Below are 20,060 nucleotides of genomic sequence, written 5' to 3'. Positions count from 1 at the left end.
CCAAGGATAGCAAAGGGACGCCGCAAAGCGTATCTGTCGAACGGCCAGGGGCTTGGGCCCCGCGAAATACGATAGACTCGTCGCCAGTCTCGATGCCGCCCTGGCGTCGTCTCGTCGTCAGCCATTCCGACCATCGATGCGCTATTCCGTCGAAATCAGAAAGTTTCTTTACAGCCAGTATTTTTTCGGTGGCCTGCGCATCGCGATCGGCGTGTCGCTGCCGGCCGTGCTGTGCCTGATCGTGTTCAACAACCGCGAGATCGGCTTCACGATCTCGACCGGCGCGCTCGGCGCCTGCGTCGTCGACATGCCGGGCCCGCTCAAGCACAAGCACAACGAAATGCTCGCGTGCAGCGTGATCGGCTTTCTCGCCGCGCTCGCGACGGGCCTCGCGACGCCCAACATCTTCGCGCTGTGGCTGACCATCGTGCCGCTCACGTTCGTGCTGTCGCTGATCGTCGTGTACGGCAACCGCTGGCCGCAAATCAGCTTCGCGACGCTGTTCATGATGGTGATGACGCTCGAAGAGAAGCTCACGCCGCTGCAGGCGTTCGTCAACGCGGGCTGGATTCTCGCGGGCGGCCTCTGGTACACGTATTGGGCCACCGTCGTGTCGAGCTGGCAGGCGCGCCGGATCGAGCAGCAGGCGCTCGCCGAGAGCCTGTTCGCGTGCGCCGACTACCTGCTCGCGCGCGCCGCGTTCTACGACCTCGACGCCGATCTCGACGAGTGCTATCGCAACCTGGTCGCGAAGCAGATCACCGCGGTCGAGACGCAGGAAACCGCACGCGACATCGTGCTGCGCAACCTGCCGAAGCTGCGGCGCGGCAAGCTCGACCCGGGCCGCGTGACGATGTACAACCTGTTCATCAACAGCGTCGACCTGCACGAGCTGTTCGTCGGCGCGCACACCGACTACCCGCTCGTGCGCAACACGTTCGGCGGCTCGGACCTGATCATCTTCTACCGCGACCTGATCCGCAAGGCGGCCATCGACCTCGAGCAGATCGGCCTCGCCGTGCTCGAGAACCGCGCGCCGCATTCGCGGATCAGCGTGAAGGCCGAACTGCGCGCGATCGAGTACGAGATCGAGCTGATGCGCAAGAAGAACTTCCCGACCACCAACGCCGAAGCGTACGCGGCGGTGCTCGCGACGTTCCGGCGCATCTGGAGCGCGACGCGCCTGATCGACCGGATGCGCCGCAACCTGTCGGGCCGCGCCGATCCGCAGCAGACCGAACTGCGGATCGACAAGGCGCTCACGCGCTTCCTGCAGCGCCGCAGCGTGTCGCCGCTGCTGGTCTTCTCGAACCTGAACATGCGCTCGCCGAGCTTCCGCCACGCGCTGCGCGTGACGATCGCGGTCGCGGTCGGCTTCTGGCTCGGGCGGCTCCTGCCGCTCACCAACGCGTACTGGATCGTGATGACGACCATCATCATCCTGAAGCCCGGCTACTCGCTGACCAAGCAGCGCAACACCGCGCGTATCGTCGGCACGCTGATCGGCTGCGCGGCGAGCGTCGCGCTGATCTACACGGTCAAGGATGCGCACCTGCTGATCGCGATCATGTTCGGCTCGATGGTGATGAGCTACAGCCTGCTGCTGTTCAACTACGCGGCGAGCGTCGTGTTCACGTCGGCATACGTGCTGCTGATGTTCCACCTGCTCGCGCCGGGCAACATGGCGATCATCGGCGAGCGCGCGATCGACACCGTGGTCGGCTGCATGATCGCGATCGCCGCGAGCCGGCTGTTCCCGTACTGGGAATACCGGCTGATGGGCAAGCAGGTCGCCGACATGCTGACGGCCACCCGCAAGTACTTCCAGGCCACGTGGCGCGCCGGGCGCGGCACGTCCGCGCCGGCGGTGCCGACCGCCGACGGCGCGGCCGTCGTGCCGGTCGTCGCCGCGGCGGTCGAAGCGCCGGCCGCCGGCCTCGACGACGATTATCCGTACCGCCTCGCCCGCAAGAACGTGCACATCGCGTTCGCGAACCTCGGCCAGGCATTCCAGCGGATGATGATCGAGCCGAAGGCGCACCAGCGCTTCGTGCCGGAGCTGAACGACCTGCTCGTGCAGACGCACGTGCTCGGCGCGCAGATCACGGCCGCCGCGCCGCTGATCCGCAACGCGTGCGCAGCCGAGCCGGGCTCGAGCCACGGCGACACGCTCGAACGCGGGCTCACCGCGATCCTCGAGAACCTCGAGAAGGCCGAGGCCGGCGAACCGCCGCCTGCGTACCAGCTCGAAGCCACCAAGCAGATCACGCGCGAGCTCGACGCAATGGTGGTCGCCGCCGAGCAGTCGGACGCGGTCGGCGCGGAACTCACGCACGACCTGAAGGTGCTCGCGCACCAGTGCAAGCAGATGCTCGCGTCGTCGCTGCTGATCCGCAAGGACGCGAGCGTCATCCGCCTGCCCGCATGACGTTTGCCGCCGCGGGCCGGCCCGCGGCGTTTCCCGATAAAGCGAAGCCCCACGCATGACCTGCCCGCGCCACGCGCACGCCGCGCGCCATTCCGTCCGGCGCGCCAGTCAGGGAATACCCGATTCCAGCCACCCGGCCCCGCTTGTTATCATTCGTTCACAATTAAGTTGTATAGACAACTTGAGACGACCAGACCGGCGCGCTCGCCCGGTCCGTCGCAAAACGATATCGGAGACTCGATGAAGAACTTGCAGCGCCACCTGAGCGCGCGGCACATCCGCTTTCTCGCGCTGGGCTCGGCGATCGGCACCGGCCTCTTCTACGGCTCGGCGTCCGCGATCCAGCTCGCGGGCCCCGCGGTGATCCTGGCTTACCTCCTCGGCGGCGCGGCCGTCTACATGGTGATGCGCGCGCTCGGCGAGATGGCCGTGCGCGAGCCCGTCGCCGGCTCGTTCGGCCACTACGCGACCGAGAACCTCGGCCCGTTCGCGGGCTTCGTCACCGGCTGGACCTACACGCTCGAAATGGTGATCGTCGCGATCGCGGACATCACCGCGTTCGGCATCTACATGGCCTTCTGGTTTCCGGGCGTGCCGCAGTGGATCTGGGTGCTCGCGGTCGTGACGATCATCTGCGGGCTCAACCTGTGCCACGTGAAGGTGTTCGGCGAGCTCGAGTTCTGGCTGTCGATCATCAAGGTCGGCGCGATCGTCGCGATGATCGGCGGCGGCGTCGCGATCCTCGCGGCCGGCATGCGCATCGGCCACGCGGCCGACGCGCCGTCGTTCGCGAACCTGTGGAATCACGGCGGCTTCCTGCCGAACGGGATCGGCGGGCTCGTCGCGTCGCTGTCGGTCGTGATCTTCGCGTACGGCGGCATCGAGGTGATCGGGATGAGCGCCGGCGAGGCGAAGGACCCGGAGCGCGTGATCCCGCGCGCGATCAACGCGGTGCCGGCGCGGATCCTGCTGTTCTACGTGCTGACGATGGTCGTGCTGATGTCGATCAGCCCGTGGACGAGCGTCGGCAACGACGGCAGCCCGTTCGTGCAGATCTTCTCCGCGCTCGGCGTGAAATCCGCGGCGACGATCCTCAACCTCGTCGTGATCAGCGCGGCGATCTCGGCGATCAACAGCGACATCTTCGGCGCGGGCCGCATGATGTTCGGGATGGCGCGGCAGGGCCAGGCGCCGCGCGTGCTGACGAAGACGTCGCGGCACGGGGTGCCGTGGGTCACGGTGCTCGTGATGGCCGGCGCGCTGCTCGTCGGCGTGCTGCTCAACTACCTGATGCCGAAGGACGTGTTCCTGATGGTCGCGGCGATCGCGACGTTCGCGACCGTTTGGGTGTGGCTGATGATCCTGCTGTCGCAGGTCGCGATGCGGCGGCGCCTGTCGGCCGCGGAAGTCGCGGCGCTGAAGTTCAAGGTGCCGCTGTGGCCCGTCGCGCCGGCGCTGACGATCGCGTTCATGGGCTTCGTGATCGCGATGCTCGGCTGGTTCGACGACACCCGCATCGCGTTGTATGTCGGCGCCGCCTGGCTCGTGCTGCTCGCGGCGGTCTTCTTCACGCGGCTCCGGCCGAAATTCGCCGCTGCGTCACGTTGACGCGCGGTTGATGCACGGTTGACGCATACGCGCGGCACCCCGCTTCGGCGGGCGTCCGCGCGCGGCGTCAGTGCGCGGCAGATGCGCTCGACGCGACGGCCGGGTGCGCGTCGTCGTACGCGCGCTTCTCCGAGATCGCGTTATAGAGGATCGTGCCGATCACGAGCAGCACGGCCACGACGATCAGGATGCTCACATTGCGTACAGGGTTCTTCTTGCGCTGATCGTTCATAGTCCGGCCCGGCTCCGTCAAATTCATCGAAGCGGGCATTCTACGCGCTTGCGTGCGCGTTGCCGCGCATTTCCCCACTCCCGCCGCCCTCCCGCCGCCCGCCCTTCTCCGCACCCGCTCAAGCTTTCATTTGATAATCGTTCCCATTTCGATCTAGAATCCGGAGTCTTTCATTCTGTAATGTTCCGGGCCGATCGAACGGCAGGCGCGGCCCGGCGCGCCCTCTTCGTCCGCCTGCCTCACGGAGCTCCCATGTCGCACTCGCGCACCCGCCTGCTTCCGCTCGTCGGCGCCGTCGCCTTCGCCGCCGCCGCGTTCGCGCCGCTCGCCCACGCCGCCGAGGAAGTCAGCCTGTACACCACCCGCGAGCCGAAGCTGATCCAGCCGCTGATCGACGCGTTCACGAAGCAGAGCGGCATCAAGGTCAACACGGTGTTCGTGAAGGACGGCCTGCTCGAGCGCGTGAAGGCGGAAGGCGGCCAGTCGCCGGCTGACGTGCTGATGACGGTCGACGTCGGCAACCTGCTCGACCTCGTCGACGGCGGGCTCACGCAGCCGGTGCGCTCGAAGGCGCTCGACGACGCGATTCCCGCGAACCTGCGCGGCGCGCAGGGCGACTGGTATGCGCTGTCGCTGCGCGACCGCGTGCTGTACGTCGAGAAGGACCTGAAGGTCGACGCGTTCCGCTACGAGGATCTCGCCGATCCGAAGTGGAAAGGCAAGGTCTGCATCCGCTCGGGCCAGCACCCGTACAACACGGCGCTCGTCGCCGCGATGATCGCGCACGACGGCGAGGCCGCGACCGAGAAATGGCTGCGCGGCGTGAAGGCGAACCTCGCGCGCAAGGCGACGGGCGGCGACCGCGACGTCGCGCGCGACATCCTCGGCGGCATCTGCGACGTCGGCCTCGCGAACGCGTACTACGTCGGCCACATGAAGCACGCCGAGCCGGGCACCGACGCACGCAAGTGGGGCGACGCGATCAAGGTCGTGCGGCCGACCTTCGCGAACGAGAAGAGCGGCGGCACGCACGTCAACATCAGCGGCGCGGCGGTCGCGAAGCACGCGCCGCACAAGGCCAACGCGGTCAAGCTGCTCGAATACCTCGTGTCGCCCGACGCGCAGACGCTGTATGCGCAGGCGAACTACGAGTATCCGGTGCGCGCGAACGTGAAGCTCGATCCGGTCATCGCGAGCTTCGGCACGCTGAAGGTCGATCCGCTGCCGCTCGCGGAAATCGCGAAGTACCGCAAGCAGGCCAGCCAGCTCGTCGACAAGGTCGGCTTTGACAACTGACGCCCCGCTCGCGCCCGCGCGCCGCTTGCGGCGCACGCCGCGCCTGACGGGCGGCGTGTGGCTCGCCGCGGCGCTCGCGATCGCCGCGGCGGTCGCGGCGCCGCTCGCCACGCTCGTCGGCGCCGCGTTCGATGCCGACCTCGCGCACTGGCGGCATCTCGCCGAATTCGTGCTGCCGCACGCGCTCGCGAACACGCTGCTGCTGCTCGCGGGCGTCGGCGCGATCGTCACGCTGGTCGGCACCGGCTGCGCGTGGCTCGTCACCGCGTACGACTTCCCGGGGCGCCGCGCGCTGACCTGGGCGCTGCTGCTGCCGCTCGCGGTGCCGACCTACATCGTCGCGTTCGCGTATCTCGACCTGCTGCACCCGATCGGCCCCGTGCAGGGCGCGATCCGCTGGCTGCTCGGCTTCGACAGCCCGCGCCAGTTCCGCCTGCCCGACCTGCGCTCGCTGCCCGGCGCGATCTTCGTGCTCGGCTTCGTGCTGTATCCGTACGTGTACCTGAGCACCCGCGCGATGTTCGTCACGCAGTCGGCGAGCCTGCTCGAAGCCGCGCGCACGCTCGGCGCGGGACGCATCGCGACGTTCTGGCGGGTCGTCGTGCCGCTCGCGCGGCCGGCGATCGCGGTCGGCGTGAGCCTCGCGCTGCTCGAGACGCTGAACGACATCGGCGCATCGGAATTTCTCGGCGTGCAGACGCTGACCGTGTCCGTCTACACCACCTGGATCACGCGCTCGGATCTCGCCGGCGCCGCGCAGATCGCGCTCGCGATGCTCGCGATCGTCGTCGGCATGATCGTGCTCGAGCGCTACGGGCGCCGCCGCCAGCGCTATGCGCACGGGCGGCGCATGCGCCCGCTCGCGCCGCGCCGCCTGAGCGGCCCGGCCGCGTGGGGCGCCGCCGCGCTCGGCTGGCTGCCGGTGCTGCTCGGCTTCGGCGCGCCGGCCGCGTATCTCGCGGTCGAAACGGGCAAGCGGCTGCATCTCGTCGGCGGCGTGTCTGCGCAGCTGCTGACGGGGCTCGCCAACACGCTGACGATCGCGCTCGCCGCGACCGCGGCGACGCTCGCCTGCGGGCTGATCGTCGCATGGGCCGCACGCGCGCAGCGCGACAGCGCGGGCGCGGGTCCGGCGCGCGTGGGCGCGCGAATCGCGAGCCTCGGCTACGCGGTGCCGGGCACGGTGCTCGCGATCGGCCTGCTGCTGCCGCTCGCGGCCGCCGACCGCGCGATCGGCGCGGCGCTCGGCCGCGACGGGCTGATCCTGATGGGGTCCGCGGCCGCACTCGTGATCGCGTACACCGTGCGCTTCCTCGCGATCTCGGCCGGCAGCATCGAAGCCGGCCTCGCACGCATCCCGCCGTCGCTCGAACAGGCGGCGCGCTCGCTCGGCGAAACCGCGGGCGGCACGCTGCGGCGCGTGCACCTGCCGCTCCTGCGGCCCGCGCTGACGACGAGCGCGCTGCTGGTGTTCGTCGACGCGATGAAGGAGCTGCCCGCGACGCTGCTGCTGCGTCCGCTCAACTTCGACACGCTCGCGACCTGGCTGTATGCGGAGGCTGCGCGCGGCACCTACGAGGAAGGCGCGGTCGCCGCGCTCGCGATCGTGCTCGCCGGGCTCGTGCCCGTGATCCTGCTCGCCCGCACCCGCCACCAGATCGGAGCCTGACACCGTGAACCTGCTCGAACTCGACGCCCTCACCCTCGCCTACGACACACCGCACGGCCCCCGCACGGTGGTCGACGGGCTGAGCCTCGCGCTGGCCCGCGGCGACATCGGCTGCCTGCTCGGCGCGTCCGGCTGCGGCAAGACGACCGTGCTGCGCGCGATCGCCGGCTTCGAGCCGGTGCGCGCGGGCCGCATCCTGCTGGACGGCGCGCCCATTGCGACGCCGACGCTCGACGTGCCGCCCGAGCGGCGGCGCATCGGCATGATGTTCCAGGATTACGCGCTGTTCCCGCACCTGAGCGCCGCGGACAACGTCGGTTTCGGGCTGCGGCGGCAGCCGAAGGCCGCGCGGCGTGCGCGCGTCGCGCAGATGCTCGAACTCGTCGGCCTCGCTCACGCCGCCGCCGCGTATCCGCACGAGTTGTCCGGCGGCCAGCAGCAGCGCGTCGCGCTCGCCCGCGCGCTCGCGCCGTCGCCGGAACTGCTGCTGCTCGACGAGCCGTTCTCGAACCTCGACGTGGATACCCGCGAACGGCTCGCGTTCGAGGTGCGCGACATCCTGAAGGAAACCGGCCACACGGCGATCGTCGTCACGCACAACCAGGCGGAAGCCGTCGCGCTGGGCGACCGGATCGGCGTGATGCACGAAGGCCGCCTCGCGCAGTGGGACACGCCGTATGTGCTGCGTCACGAGCCGGCCGACGCGTTCGTCGCGTCGTTCGTGCGCGACGACACGCTCGCCGACGAGCGGCGGCGCGCGCTCGCGCGCGGCTGCTGACGCGCCGATCGCGCCGATCGCGCCGAAGCAACGGGGCGCGGCGGCCCGCGCGGCCGTCAGCGCGCACGGCTAAGCGCCGTCGTCCGCGCGCACCGGCAGTGCGGTCGAGTACTTGATCTGCTCCATCGCGAACGACGAGCTGACGTCGAACAGCGGCACCGAGCGGATCAGCTGCTTGTAGACGCGGTCGTAGTCGTCGATGTCGGCCACCACGACGCGCAGCAGGTAATCGGTCTCGCCGCTCATCCGGTAGACCTCGACGACTTCCGGCATGTCGCGCACCGCCTGCGTGAAGCGCTGCGCCCATTCCTCGGTGTGCTGGTTCGTGCGCACCGCGACGAACACCGTCGTGCCGACCCCCAGCTTGCGCGGATCGCACAGCGCGACCTGCGCGCGGATCGCGCCGGTTTCCTTGAGCCGCTGCACGCGCTTCCAGCACGGCGTCTGCGACAGGTTCACGCGCTGCGCAAGTTCCGCGATCGGCAGCGTGGCATCCGCCTGCAACAGCTCCAGCAGCTTGCGATCGATGGCATCCATTTCCCCGGTTCCTCGTGTATAGAAATTTATTCTATGCATACTTCGTTCGGGGGAACAATATGAAAAAACGCTTCTCGGCGTCGACCGGTATAAATACCGACATGCGCGTGCGGCGCGCGTAAGCGCGAACCCTGGTCAGGGCGTAGAGGAAGTCACACGCCAATCGCGGCGGCTCACGCGCCGCCGCCGTCGCGCGCGGCCCGCGCCGCTGCCGCCGCCGTTGCCGGCGCAGACGCCAACGGTTCATTGGCCGCCCCGGCCTCGCCCGCCCCGACGACCGGCCCTTCGACCGCCCCGTCTGCCGCCGCGCTGCGCGGCGACGACACCACCTGCATCTGCGGCACCGGAATCTCGATGCCTGCCGCCTCCATCCGCGCCTTCACGCGCGCGTTGAACGCGCGCATCACGGTCGACTGCTGCAGCGGCTGCGTACGGATCTGCCCCTTGAAGATCAGCCAGTTCGGCTCGAAGCGATCTAGCCCCCACACCTCGACGCCGCCCAGCATCAGGCGCCGCACCGTGAAGTCGCTCCACAGGTCGGCGCCCGCGTCGCGGATCAGGTGCGTGATCTCGTCGACGTCGGCGGACAGCGGCGCGCGCACCTCGAACACCGCGCAGCCGAAGTCGCGCGACAGGTTCTTGACGATCTTGATCTGCGAGAACGGAATCGCGTGCAGCGCGCCCTGCCCGTCGCGCAGCCGCACGGTGCGGATCGACAGGTGCTCGACGGTGCCCGCGTGGCCGCCGTCGACGTCGATCCAGTCGCCGACCGAGATCGTGTCCTCGACGATGATGAACAGCCCGGTGATCAGGTCGGACACGAGCGACTGAGCGCCGAAGCCGACCGCGAGGCCGATCACGCCGGCGCCGGCGAGCAGCGGCGTGACGTTGATGCCGAGGTTCGCCGCGGTGACGACCGCGGCGATCGTGAGGATCGTGACGAACACCACGTTGCGCACGAGCGGCAGCATCGTGCGCGCGCGCACGCTCGGATTGCGGCCGCGGCGCGCGGCCGCCGAATTGAGCGCCTCGAGGATCGCCGTATCGACGATGATCCACGTGAGCCACGACACGAACCACGTGATGACGATCGCGGACATCGCCTGCGCGATGCCGCGCGCCGCCACGCTGTGCTCGACGATGCGCGCGATCGAGATGCCCCACAGCCGCGACGTCAGCTCGACGTAGCCGAGCCAGATGAACAGCGTCATCAGCGAGCCGGCGAAGCGCACGAGCCGCGCCACGTAGGCGGACTGGTTGCGCCGCACGCGGCGGTGCGCGGGGTTCGGACGGGTGACGCGCAGCACGACCGCCGACAGGAAAAACGCGAGCACCAGCAGCAACGCGGTGACGATCGACGTCTGCAGCAGGTTCGACGACGTGCGGCTGCCCGCCAGCGTGCCGAATACCGCGGCGAACGCGAGCAGCAGCACCGGCACCGGCCAGATCCACGCGGCAAATTCGGCCATCTCGGTCGTCGCGCGATGCCCGGTGCGCAGCGCGTAGCTGCGGTTGCGGATCAGGTGCGCGACCGGGCGCCGGAACGCGAGCGCGAAATACGCGCACAGCGTGGCCGCGATCATGTTCGCGACCGTCGCGATCAGGCCCGCGAGATTGGTGCCGAGCAGATGCGCGACGTCGTAGTTGAGCGCCGCGTCGCCGAGCGCGCCGAACGCGCCGATCACGCGCAGCAGGCGCCACGATCGCTCGATCAGCACGCGCCCCGCCGCGCGGCGGTGGCCGGCGCTGAACAGCGCGAACATGATCAGGCACAACGCCGCGAACACCGAGCCCGCCACGATCGCATACGCGATCACGAGCGCGACGGTGCGGCCGAGCGATTCCGGCAGGTTGCGCGCGATCGACAGCACGAGCACGAACGCGATGATCCACGGGCCGACCCGGCGCAGCGCGAACATCAGCATCTCGTGCGCGCTCGGGTTCGGATTCAGCCTGACGGCCACGCCCAGGCGCGCGGCGAGCCGCTGCTGCACGGCAATCAGCGCGACCGCGCACGCCCCCCAGCCGACCAGCAGCAACGCGCAATCGAGCAGGGTCATGCCGAACGATTCGGGGCCGTGGCCGCTCACGATCGTATAGAGCTCGTTGCCGGCCGCGGTGAAGCGCCCCGCCCAGTAGTGCAGCGGCGAATCGCCCTGCTTCATGCTCGATTCGACGGACGCCATCCCGGACGCGATCGCGCCCCACAGGCCGGCGTTCGCCGCCGACGGGGCCGATGTGGCGGAAGCCGCCTGCGCGGTCTGCGCGACGTCGCGCAACGCCTTAAGTTGCGACACGAGCGCGGTCCGCTGCCGATCGTTGTCGAGCATGCGGATCACGGAATTGAACGATTGCGCGATCTCGGCGGCGCTCGCCGGCGACGGTGCGGAAGCCGCCGCGGCGCCCGACGCGGCCGCGCCGGAAGCCGCAGACGCGGGCGCCTCGGCAACCGCGGGCGCGATCAGCTTCTGGAACGTCGCGAGCCCGGGCACGGTCGCCGCCGGCGCGGGCTGCGCGAACCCGACCCCGAACACGAGCCCGAGCGCGGCGGCACACGTCGCGATACGGCCCGCAACACGGGCCCCGACACGGGCCGTAACAAGGGGCCGGACCGGCCGACGCACTGCGACAAGGCAGGACAGCAAAACGACACAACAGGCCATTGCTGCCCAGCCCGGAAATTGCAAGGATAACGAAAGCAAATTGCGATCCTGTCTGGGGGAGCACGGATCGCCTAGTGTAGCGTCAACCGGCGGAGCCCCCGCCAAAACGGGCCGCGCCGCCGTCCGCCGCTCAATACGCAACGGTCGCGATCTCGCGCACGAAGCTGCCCTGCTCGAGCGCGTCGACGAACGCGATCGCGTAGTCTTCGGCCGAGATCTTGCTGTCGCCGTTCGCGTCGACGATCAGCTTGCCGGCGCCGGTGCGGAAGGTGCCCGTGCGCTCGCCCGGGGCGATCAGCGCGGCCGGCGCGAAGAACGTCCAGTCGAGATCGCCGACGCTGCGCAGGTACGTGAGTGCATCGCGGTGCGCGAGCGCGACCGCCTTGTACGCGTCCGGGAAGCCTTCGGCGTCGACGAGCTGCTTGCCCGGCGCGACTTCGAGCGAGCCCGCGCCGCCCACCACGACGAGCCGCTTCAGGCCGGCCCGGCGCACGCCGGCGACGAGCGCCTCGGTGGCCGCGACCACCTTCGCCGGATCGTCCTGCTTCGGGCCGTACGCGCTCGCGACGACGTCGTGGCCCGGCAGCGCGGCCGCGATGCTCGCCGGGTCGAACAGGTCGGCGGCCTTCGCGGTGATGCCGGCGCCGCCCGCGCCCGGCGTGCGCGACAGCGCCGTCACGCGGTGCCCGCGCCGCGCGGCTTCCGCGACGATGCGCGAGCCGATCGTGCCGGTTGCGCCGAACAGGGCGATGTTCAAGGTACGTTGCGTCATGTCGATTCTCCAGAAAGAAAGATATGTAACTTAGTTAATTACATATAAGATCGAAAAAAATGGGGTGATCCACCCCGTTGCACCGGCCACGCGCGGCGCGGCCGGCTCACTGCTCCGTCATTCGCTCATCCGCTCATCCGCCGACGCCGGCCCGATCCAGCCGAAGCTGCTCGGAATTCAGCACGTCGGCCGTCACGTCGGTCAGCGTGCGGGTGGCGAGCGATGCTTCCATCGCGCGCTGCGCATCGCCGATATAGTCGGTCAGCACGCCCTGGATGTGCCGCCCGACGAGACACGCCGGATTCGGCGCCTCGCGATGCAGCGCAAACAGCTGCGCGTCGTCGACCGCCCGGTACACGTCGAGCAGCGTGATGCTGCCCGGCTCGCGCGCCAGCAGCGCGCCGCCGCCCGCGCCGAGCTGGGACGTCGTGAGCCCGGCCGCCGCGAGCATCGACAGCAGCCGGCGAATCAGCGCCGGATTCGTGTTCACGCTGCCGGCGATGATGTCGGACGACAGCGGCACGCCCTCCTGCATCGACAGCAAGGCGAGCACGTGAACGGCAAACGCGAATCGGCTGCTGGTATTCATTCCTTGCTCACTCGACCGCCGCCGGTCCGAACCGGCTGCCGGCGACAATGTGTAACCATGATAATTACATTTAGTGAATCGTGCAAGCGGCCGCTCACTGGCCGCTGGCAGGCTTGGTGGCGGACGCGCCCTGCTGGCTCCACTGCTGGAGCTTGCGCCCGGCTTCCGCGAGCTTCGCGCCGGCTTCGGACGCAGCGTGCGCGACGACCGCGGACGCCGCAGCGTCGATCTGCGCCTGCGCGGCGGACGCGAGGCCGCTCGCGGAGAGCGGCGGCACGGCGGACGCCGCGGACGCGATGCCGGCCTTCGCCGCGCTCGTCACCTGGTCGATCGCCTGCGCCGCGTGCTTCGCCGCGTCGGCGGCCGCGCTCGCGGCCGTGTCGGGTTGCGCGGGCGAGCCCGACTTCTCGCATCCTCCGAGCAGCAGCGCCGCGCACGCGGCGGCAACCGCCAGCGCGGGCCCGTGCCCGCTCACTCGCCATTCACTTGCCTTCATCTGCATTCCCCGGCCACGCGCCGCGCGGCCTTTCTGGTTGAAACGACGTCGATGATACCGCCGATGCACGCCGCATTTCGCTCACTCCGGGTTAAAAACAGCTTTCAATTTCGGATTCGTCTGATTCAATCGCGCGTGCGATCGCCCTAAAGTGAAGCCCCCCCGACCCGCGTCGCCCGCGATCCGCATTTCATGGACTTTCTCGTCAACTGGCTCATCATCCTGGCGGCCCTGCTGGCCGTCGCCTGGCTCCTGTGTCTGCGCGCGCCGTGCGCGCGCCACCCGCCGGAGATCGGCCGCGCGCGCCGCATCGCGTCCGCGCGCCTGCTCACGCAGGGGATTCTCGGCTTCTGGACGGCCGCGCTGATCGTCGCACGCGAATTGCTGGCGGCCGACAGCGCCGACGCGTCCCCGGCCGGCTTCGCGGCGATCGTGTTCGCCGCGCTCGGGCTCGCGGCCGTCGCCGCGTACTGGTGCGCCTGCGCCGCGCGGCTGCGCCGCCCGCGCCTGTTCTTCCGGCGCTGCTGACGCGCCGGGCCGGTGCGCGATGCCGCACCATCGCGCACCATTGCGCGCCTCGTCCGCACCAGATCGGAACGTCACGCACTACACCCGTGCGACCGCTGCCGCCCCGTTTTGGACAGGCGCCACTCCCCGGTGCGCGCGCATCGCGCCGGCGCCCCATCCGGCAGCGCGCGCCGCACCAATTCCACGCAGCCGTTCACCAGCTTGGCTCGATTTTTGCGTTCCTCGCCCTCTTTTTGAGCAAGGAAGCCTCGGAATGGATGGTCTGAAATCCGGCGTCGACACGCTGTTCCTGTTGATCGGCGCCGTCATGGTGCTCGCGATGCACGCGGGCTTCGCGTTCCTCGAACTGGGAACCGTGCGCAAGAAGAACCAGGTCAACGCGCTCGTGAAGATCCTGGTCGATTTCTCGGTGTCGACCATCGCGTACTTCTTCATCGGCTATACGATCGCGTACGGCGTCGAGTTCTTCGACGACATCGGCACGCTGTCGCAGCACAGCGGCTATGCGCTCGTGCGCTTCTTCTTCCTGCTGACGTTCGCCGCGGCGATTCCGGCGATCATCTCCGGCGGCATCGCCGAGCGCGCGAAATTCAACCCGCAGCTCGTCGCGACGCTGATCATCGTCGGCTTCGTCTATCCGTTCTTCGAAGGCATCGCGTGGAACGAGCGCTTCGGCGTCCAGGCGTGGCTCGCGCACGCGTTCGGCGCGCCGTTCCACGATTTCGCGGGCTCGGTCGTCGTGCACGCGTTCGGCGGCTGGGTCGCGCTGCCCGCCGTGCTGCTGCTCGGCGCGCGCCACGGCCGCTACGGCAACGACGGCCGGATCGCCGCGCACCCGCCGTCGAACATCCCGTTCCTCGCGCTCGGCGCCTGGGTGCTCGCGGTCGGCTGGTTCGGCTTCAACGTGATGAGCGCGCAGACGCTCGACAAGGTGAGCGGCCTCGTCGCGCTGAACTCGCTGATGGCGATGGTCGGCGGCACGCTCGCCGCATGGATGGCCGGCCGCAACGATCCGGGCTTCACGTACAACGGCCCGCTCGCGGGGCTCGTCGCGGTCTGCGCGGGGTCCGACGTGATGCACCCGATCGGCGCGCTCGCGACCGGCGCCGCGGCCGGCGCGCTGTTCGTCGCGATGTTCACCCGCGTGCAGAACAAGTGGCGCATCGACGACGTGCTCGGCGTGTGGCCGCTGCACGGGATGTGCGGCGCGCTCGGCGGCATCGCGGCCGGCGTGTTCGGGCTGCCCGCGCTCGGCGGCCTCGGCGGCGTCGCGTTCGGCTCGCAGGTCGTCGGCACGCTCGGCGGCATCGCGATCGCGCTCGCCGGCGGCACGCTCGTCTACGGCGCGCTGAAGGCGACGGTCGGCCTGCGCCTCGACCGCGAGGCGGAATTCGACGGCGCCGACCTGTCGATCCACCGCATTTCGGCGACGCCCGAACGCGACTGAGATTCGAGCGAACACTCGACAACCCTACAACTTCGATTCAAAAAACTTTCATCTGGCGTCCCTACACTTCGGTTCAGTTTTCAATTCGCCTTCGCCCGGCTTGCGATCGCAAGCAACGCGAAGGCGACGACGCTTCCAACAACCGAAACTGGACACCACATGCCCGCGTTGCCCAATGCTTCCCGTCGCCAGGCCCTGAAGATTCTCGCCGGCGCGCCCATGCTTCCCCTTTCCGGACTCGCGCTGCCCGCCCTGCTGACGGGCTGCGGCGGCGACGACAATCCGGCCGCGACGCCGGCCGCCGCGGCATTCGCCGCGGCGAGCTTCGCGTCGATGGCGGCGCCCGCGCTCGACAACCCGGCGGCCATGGCGACGACGACGGTGGGCTCGACGCTGTCGGTGTCCTTCTCCGACGGCACGTCGCGCAACTTCAAGCTCGCCTACCGGCCGTTCTTCGTGACGGGCGACCTGGTGCCGGACGGCAAGGGCGGCACGATCCTCGCGGGCGGCTACTACGACATCAACAACCAGCCGATCATCGACCGCTCGGTCGCGGGCAAGGAGCGCCAGTTCTATTCGGACTGCCCGGACGGCAGCTCGCTGCTGACGCTGAAGAACGCGAACGTGCCCGGCGTGAAGGGCAATACGGTGTTCGCGGTCGTGCAGTTCGAATACACGACGCGCGACCAGGCGAGCGTGTCGCAGTACGGCCAGCTGCCGTCGCCGATCGCGGTGCTCACGCTCGACCAGGACCCGGCCACCGGCGCGCTCAAGCTCGTCAAGTACCACAACGTCGACACGTCCAAGGCGCACGGCCTGTGGATCACCTGCGGCGCGAGCCTGTCGCCGTGGGGCACGCACCTGTCGAGCGAGGAATACGAGCCGGACGCGACGAAGGCCGCGACCGACGCGCAGTTCAAGGCATTCAGCCGGAACACGTTCGGCGACGAGACGAAGGCCAACCCGTATCACTACGGCCACCTGCCCGAGATCACCGTGAACCCGGACGGCACCGGCACCGTGAAGAAGCACTACTGCCTCGGCCGCATCTCGCACGAGCTGATCCAGGTGCTGCCGGACCAGCGCACCGTGATGATGGGCGACGACGCGACCAACGGCGGCCTGTTCATGTTCGTCGCCGACAAGGCGGCCGACCTGTCGGCCGGTACGCTGTACGTCGCGAAGTGGACGCAGACGTCGTCGGCGGGCGCGGGCTCCGCGACGCTCACGTGGATCAAGATCGGCCACGCGACGAGCGCCGAGATCGAGGCGCTCGCGAACACGCTGAAGGCATCGGACATCATGGACGTGTCGACGACCGATCCGGCCGACGCGAGCTTCACGAAGGTCCACTTCGGCGGCAAGTTCAACTGGATCCGCGTGAAACCGGGCATGGAAAAAGCCGCCGCGTTCCTGGAGACGCACCGCTACGCGGCGCTGCTCGGCGGCAGCATGGCGTTCACGAAGCTCGAAGGCACGACGGTGAACGCGAAGGACAAGATCGTCTACACGGCGATGTCGCGGATCGAGACGTCGATGGTCAAGGGCAACGCGGTGTCGCGCGACGTCGCACTCGACAAGAAGATCGCCGCGGGCGCCGTCTACGCGCTGAACCTGAAGGGCGGCCAGCGCGACACGTCGGGCGCCGCGATCGACAGCGACTGGGTGCCGGTCGACATGAGCGCGCCGGCCGCGCTGGTCGGCGAGGACCTCGCCGCCGCCGACGCGCTCGGCAACCTCGCGAACCCGGACAAGATCGCGAACCCGGACAACCTGAAGTTCTCGGAGAAGCTGCGCACGCTCTTCATCGGCGAGGACTCGGGCATGCACGTGAACAACTTCCTGTGGGCGTACAACGTCGACACGAAGGCGCTCACGCGCGTGCTGTCCTGCCCGGCCGGCGCCGAATCGACGGGCCTGCACGCGGTCGACGAGATCAACGGCTGGACCTACATCATGAGCAACTTCCAGCACGCGGGCGACTGGGAGTCGCCGCTGCACGACAAGGTCAAGCCGACCCTCGATCCGCTCGTACGCGCGAACTTCAAGGACCGCTTCGGCGCGAGCGTCGGCTACCTGACGGCCGAGCCGACCAGCATCAAGCTCGCGAAGGCCTGACGCCCTGCACCGGTTCCCGTCGGCGACGGGAACCGCCCCCTGCTTCATCACGTTTCATTCGTGGCGCTACGCTGCTTCACGCGCGATGCCCCTTGCGGGCGTCGCGCTTTTTTTTCGCCCGTGCCGGGCGCGCGCAAAAAAAAAGCGCCACGGAGACCGTGGCGCTAAAAAAGTTCTAGCCATTCCGAGGGCCGTGCTAGAACCTGAGAGACTGCGCAAAACATCGTTGCCGGTTAAACTGCGAAACGATGTTTCGAAAACGTGAGACATTCTTTCCGTTTCCGCCGGACAAGTCAAGCGGTATTTGCATCCAACGATGCGGTTTTCCGCGATGCAGGATCAGGAGTTTTCCTAATAAACCAAGGGTGAACCCGTAAAATCCCATGTCATGACCGGTTGACCCGAATAACATGCATCCTTTGACAATCATCCTACAATTCCAACAAAATTGAAATCCAGTTTCGGAAATAGAGAGAACGCCCCGTGTCGACACCCGTGAATCCTCCTGCTTCCCGCGAACGCGAATCGTCGCCCGACGAAATCACCGCGCTCGCGCGCGGCCTGGCCGTGCTGCGGCGCATCGCCGCCGCCGACGCGCCGGTCAGCAACCGCGAGCTGACCGAACTGACCGGCATCCCGAAACCGACCGTGTCGCGGATCACCGCGACGCTCGTCAGCGCCGGCTTCCTGTTCCAGCTGCCCGACAGCGAGCGGTTCGTGCTCACCGCGTCGGTGCTGGAGCTGAGCCACGGCTTCCTGCGCAACTTCGACATCCGCGCGCGCTCGCGGCCGTTCATGATCGAGCTGGCCGAGCGCACGTCGCTGTCCGTGCACCTCGCGGTGCGCGACCGCCTCGACATGGTCGCGATCGACGTGATCCGGCCGCGCTCGGCGGTGCTCGTCACGCGCCTCGAGATCGGCTCGCGGATGGACATCGCGCGCACCGCGGTCGGCCGCGCGTATCTCGCCGCGCTCGAGGACGACGAACGCCGCGGGCTGATCGACGCGCTGCGGGCCGCGGCGGGCGACGACTGGCCGCACGTGTTCGCGCGGCTCAACCCCGCGCTCGACGATGCGCAGCGCCAGGGCCACACGATCGCGATCGGCGAATGGCGCGAGGGCCTGAACGCGGTCGCCGCCGGGTTCGTCGGCCCGTCGGGCCAATGCTATTCGGTCAATTGCGGCGGCGCGTCGCACCAGTGCCCGCCCGAATGGCTCGACGAGCACGTGGTGCCGGCGCTGCACGAATGCATCGCGAAGATCACCCGCGAGATCGGCGGCGCGCCCGCCCGGCGCCGCGTCGCTTGACGTGCGCGGCCCCGTCCGTCGCGTTCTGTAACGAACGTAACCCGTTGAAAGATAGACCGCTGGACTGTAACGGGGACGGGACGTAGCATCATGCCCATCGTCGCGCCGCCCTCGCGGTGCGCACCGCTCTTTTCCCGCGCAGGACGGGGCCCGGCCGGCTCCCCCTGACGCCGCATGCACATGCGCTGCCCGCCTCGCGGCACGCCGTCTTTCAGACCGAACCGATGGACAACCAACAAAAGCCCACGCCCCCCGCGCACGACCCTGCGCCCGCCTCCCCCGCCGCGCGCCGCCCGCGCCGCAAGCTGATGCTCGGCGCGCTCGCGCTCGTCGCGGCCGGCGGCCTGCTGTGGTGGCATCCGTGGAGCGGCGCGTCCGACGGCAAGTCCGGCACGGGTGCGAGCGCGGGCAGCGGCCGCCATGGCCGCGGCGGCCCGGCCGCGATGGCGAACGTGCCGCAGCCGGTGCAGGTCGCAGCCGCGACGCGCGGCGAAATGCCGATCGTGCTGTCCGCGCTCGGCACCGTGACGCCGCTCGCGAACGTGACCGTCAAGACGCAGCTGTCGGGCTACCTGCAGTCGGTCGCGTTCCAGGAAGGCCAGCTCGTGAAGAAGGGCGACGTGCTCGCGCAGATCGACCCGCGCCCGTACCAGAACGCGCTCGAGAACGCCGAAGGCACGCACGCGCGCGACGCGGCGCTGCTCGCGACCGCGCGCCTCGACCTGAAGCGCTACCAGACGCTGCTCGCGCAGGATTCGATCGCGTCGCAGCAGGTCGACACGCAGGCGTCGCTCGTCAAGCAGTACGAGGGCGCGGTGAAAACCGACCAGGCGGCGATCGATTCCGCGAAGCTGAACCTCGTCTACGCGCGCATCACCGCGCCGGTGTCGGGCCGCGTCGGCCTGCGCCAGGTCGACCCGGGCAACTACGTGACGCCGGGCGACACGAACGGCATCGTCGTGATCACGCAGATCCAGCCGATCAGCGTGATCTTCACGACGTCCGAGGACAACCTGCCGCAGATCCTCAAGCAGATGAACGCGGGCAGCAAGCTGTCGGTCACCGCGTACAACCGCAACAACACGGTGCCGCTCGAGGCCGGCTCGCTCGAGACGCTCGACAACCAGATCGACACGGCCACCGGCACGGTCAAGCTGCGCGCGACGTTCGCGAACCAGGACGGGCTGCTGTTCCCGAATCAGTTCGTCAACACGCGGCTGCTCGTCGACACGGTCCGCGACGCGACGATCGTGCCGACCTCGGCGGTGCTGACGGGCTCGATCGGCCAGTTCGTCTACGTCGTCAAGCCGGACGGCACGGTGACGGTTCGCAAGGTCAAGATCGGCCCGGTCGACGGCGAGCGCACCAGCATCGTCGACGGCGTCGCGGTCGGCGAGCGGGTCGTCACCGACGGGTCCGACCGCCTGCGCGAAGGCTCGACGATCACGATCCCGGCCGACAAGCCGAAGGGCGCGTCGGGAACACCGGGCGCGCACGGCGCGGGCGCGGCCTCCGGCGCATCCGGCACGCAAGGCGAGCACCGCGGCCAGCATCGCGGCGGCGCATCGCAAGCGCCGGCACGGTAACGCGC

At 69.1% G+C, this 20,060-nt stretch carries 16 protein-coding genes; 10 read left to right on the top strand and 6 right to left on the bottom strand.

Features of this window, described 5'->3' with window-relative positions:
- Positions 1 to 136: 136 nt before the first annotated feature.
- Positions 137 to 2,428 (top strand): FUSC family protein, encoded by a 2,292-nt coding sequence (locus HWX31_RS06030; RefSeq protein WP_174965683.1) that lies wholly within the window; start codon positions 137 to 139, stop codon positions 2,426 to 2,428.
- A gap of 240 nt (positions 2,429 to 2,668) precedes the next feature.
- Positions 2,669 to 4,036 carry an amino acid permease gene (locus tag HWX31_RS06025; RefSeq protein WP_174965684.1) on the top strand — a complete coding sequence of 456 codons (1,368 nt, stop codon included), beginning with the start codon at positions 2,669 to 2,671 and terminating at the stop codon, positions 4,034 to 4,036.
- Positions 4,037 to 4,103: 67 nt separating this feature from the next.
- Here HWX31_RS06025 and HWX31_RS06020 read toward each other — a convergent pair whose 3' ends face one another.
- Positions 4,104 to 4,268, bottom strand: coding sequence for a hypothetical protein (locus HWX31_RS06020; RefSeq protein ID WP_174965685.1), 165 nt, complete (start codon positions 4,266 to 4,268; stop codon positions 4,104 to 4,106).
- 252 nt (positions 4,269 to 4,520) lie between these two features.
- Between HWX31_RS06020 and HWX31_RS06015 the strand changes: the two genes are divergently transcribed.
- Genes HWX31_RS06015 through HWX31_RS06005 form a run of 3 tightly spaced genes read left to right on the top strand, consistent with a single transcriptional unit; the run spans position 4,521 to position 8,011 of the window.
- On the top strand, positions 4,521 to 5,564 hold the full coding sequence (locus HWX31_RS06015) for a Fe(3+) ABC transporter substrate-binding protein (protein WP_059537643.1): 1,044 nt from the start codon (positions 4,521 to 4,523) through the stop codon (positions 5,562 to 5,564).
- The gene (locus HWX31_RS06010; protein ID WP_174965686.1) at positions 5,554 to 7,233 is read left to right on the top strand and encodes an ABC transporter permease; all 1,680 of its coding nucleotides are present in this window, start codon (positions 5,554 to 5,556) and stop codon (positions 7,231 to 7,233) included. Before HWX31_RS06015 ends, HWX31_RS06010 begins: the two co-directional genes overlap by 11 nt.
- A 4-nt stretch (positions 7,234 to 7,237) precedes the next feature.
- Positions 7,238 to 8,011, top strand: a complete 774-nt coding sequence (locus HWX31_RS06005) for an ABC transporter ATP-binding protein (protein ID WP_174965687.1) — start codon at positions 7,238 to 7,240, stop codon at positions 8,009 to 8,011.
- A gap of 69 nt (positions 8,012 to 8,080) precedes the next feature.
- On the opposite strand, the gene HWX31_RS06000 is transcribed toward HWX31_RS06005, so the two are convergent.
- From HWX31_RS06000 to HWX31_RS05980, 5 genes are all read right to left on the bottom strand, one after another.
- Entirely contained in the window at positions 8,081 to 8,548 is a 468-nt protein-coding gene (locus HWX31_RS06000; RefSeq protein ID WP_174965688.1) for an Lrp/AsnC family transcriptional regulator, read from the bottom strand.
- Between the two features lie 173 nt (positions 8,549 to 8,721).
- Complete coding sequence (locus HWX31_RS05995; RefSeq protein WP_415493114.1) at positions 8,722 to 11,211, bottom strand: mechanosensitive ion channel family protein; 2,490 nt, start codon at positions 11,209 to 11,211, stop codon at positions 8,722 to 8,724.
- Positions 11,212 to 11,341: 130 nt separating this feature from the next.
- Positions 11,342 to 11,983, bottom strand: a complete 642-nt coding sequence (locus tag HWX31_RS05990; protein WP_174965689.1) for an NAD(P)-dependent oxidoreductase — start codon at positions 11,981 to 11,983, stop codon at positions 11,342 to 11,344.
- Between the two features lie 133 nt (positions 11,984 to 12,116).
- Positions 12,117 to 12,572 (bottom strand): Rrf2 family transcriptional regulator, encoded by a 456-nt coding sequence (locus tag HWX31_RS05985; protein ID WP_174965690.1) that lies wholly within the window; start codon positions 12,570 to 12,572, stop codon positions 12,117 to 12,119.
- A 94-nt stretch (positions 12,573 to 12,666) separates the two neighbouring features.
- Complete coding sequence (locus tag HWX31_RS05980; protein ID WP_415493108.1) at positions 12,667 to 13,074, bottom strand: BCAL1086 family glycoprotein; 408 nt, start codon at positions 13,072 to 13,074, stop codon at positions 12,667 to 12,669.
- A gap of 186 nt (positions 13,075 to 13,260) precedes the next feature.
- Here HWX31_RS05980 and HWX31_RS05975 point away from each other — a divergent pair, with 186 nt between their 5' ends.
- The 5 genes from HWX31_RS05975 (at position 13,261) to HWX31_RS05955 (ending at position 20,055) form a co-directional block, all read left to right on the top strand.
- Positions 13,261 to 13,596, top strand: coding sequence for a hypothetical protein (locus tag HWX31_RS05975; RefSeq protein WP_174965692.1), 336 nt, complete (start codon positions 13,261 to 13,263; stop codon positions 13,594 to 13,596).
- A 253-nt stretch (positions 13,597 to 13,849) separates the two neighbouring features.
- Positions 13,850 to 15,043 carry an ammonium transporter gene (locus tag HWX31_RS05970; RefSeq protein ID WP_059614594.1) on the top strand — a complete coding sequence of 398 codons (1,194 nt, stop codon included), beginning with the start codon at positions 13,850 to 13,852 and terminating at the stop codon, positions 15,041 to 15,043.
- Between the two features lie 159 nt (positions 15,044 to 15,202).
- Complete coding sequence (locus HWX31_RS05965) at positions 15,203 to 17,161, top strand: PhoX family protein (RefSeq protein WP_059619205.1); 1,959 nt, start codon at positions 15,203 to 15,205, stop codon at positions 17,159 to 17,161.
- Between the two features lie 483 nt (positions 17,162 to 17,644).
- The gene (locus HWX31_RS05960; RefSeq protein WP_059960622.1) at positions 17,645 to 18,469 is read left to right on the top strand and encodes an IclR family transcriptional regulator; all 825 of its coding nucleotides are present in this window, start codon (positions 17,645 to 17,647) and stop codon (positions 18,467 to 18,469) included.
- Between the two features lie 224 nt (positions 18,470 to 18,693).
- Complete coding sequence (locus HWX31_RS05955) at positions 18,694 to 20,055, top strand: MdtA/MuxA family multidrug efflux RND transporter periplasmic adaptor subunit (RefSeq protein ID WP_174965693.1); 1,362 nt, start codon at positions 18,694 to 18,696, stop codon at positions 20,053 to 20,055.
- Positions 20,056 to 20,060: the final 5 nt, after the last annotated feature.

The organism is Burkholderia ubonensis, from assembly GCF_902833085.1.
Classification (GTDB): domain Bacteria; phylum Pseudomonadota; class Gammaproteobacteria; order Burkholderiales; family Burkholderiaceae; genus Burkholderia; species Burkholderia ubonensis.
The sequence above is the reverse complement of the archived record's forward strand: the minus strand, read 5'-3'. Positions and strand labels throughout refer to the sequence as shown.

What these genes read in the sequence shown, in the direction of transcription:
- HWX31_RS06030 (WP_174965683.1), top strand. Translation starts at nt 137, where the DNA reads ATGCGCTATTCCGTCGAAATCAGAAAGTTTCTTTACAGCCAGTATTTT.
- HWX31_RS06025 (WP_174965684.1), top strand. Translation starts at nt 2,669, where the DNA reads ATGAAGAACTTGCAGCGCCACCTGAGCGCGCGGCACATCCGCTTTCTC.
- HWX31_RS06020 (WP_174965685.1), bottom strand. Translation starts at nt 4,268, where the DNA reads ATGAACGATCAGCGCAAGAAGAACCCTGTACGCAATGTGAGCATCCTG.
- HWX31_RS06015 (WP_059537643.1), top strand. Translation starts at nt 4,521, where the DNA reads ATGTCGCACTCGCGCACCCGCCTGCTTCCGCTCGTCGGCGCCGTCGCC.
- HWX31_RS06000 (WP_174965688.1), bottom strand. Translation starts at nt 8,548, where the DNA reads ATGGATGCCATCGATCGCAAGCTGCTGGAGCTGTTGCAGGCGGATGCC.
- HWX31_RS05995 (WP_415493114.1), bottom strand. Translation starts at nt 11,211, where the DNA reads ATGGCCTGTTGTGTCGTTTTGCTGTCCTGCCTTGTCGCAGTGCGTCGG.
- HWX31_RS05990 (WP_174965689.1), bottom strand. Translation starts at nt 11,983, where the DNA reads ATGACGCAACGTACCTTGAACATCGCCCTGTTCGGCGCAACCGGCACG.
- HWX31_RS05985 (WP_174965690.1), bottom strand. Translation starts at nt 12,572, where the DNA reads ATGAATACCAGCAGCCGATTCGCGTTTGCCGTTCACGTGCTCGCCTTG.
- HWX31_RS05980 (WP_415493108.1), bottom strand. Translation starts at nt 13,074, where the DNA reads ATGCAGATGAAGGCAAGTGAATGGCGAGTGAGCGGGCACGGGCCCGCG.
- HWX31_RS05975 (WP_174965692.1), top strand. Translation starts at nt 13,261, where the DNA reads ATGGACTTTCTCGTCAACTGGCTCATCATCCTGGCGGCCCTGCTGGCC.
- HWX31_RS05970 (WP_059614594.1), top strand. Translation starts at nt 13,850, where the DNA reads ATGGATGGTCTGAAATCCGGCGTCGACACGCTGTTCCTGTTGATCGGC.
- HWX31_RS05965 (WP_059619205.1), top strand. Translation starts at nt 15,203, where the DNA reads ATGCCCGCGTTGCCCAATGCTTCCCGTCGCCAGGCCCTGAAGATTCTC.
- HWX31_RS05955 (WP_174965693.1), top strand. Translation starts at nt 18,694, where the DNA reads ATGGACAACCAACAAAAGCCCACGCCCCCCGCGCACGACCCTGCGCCC.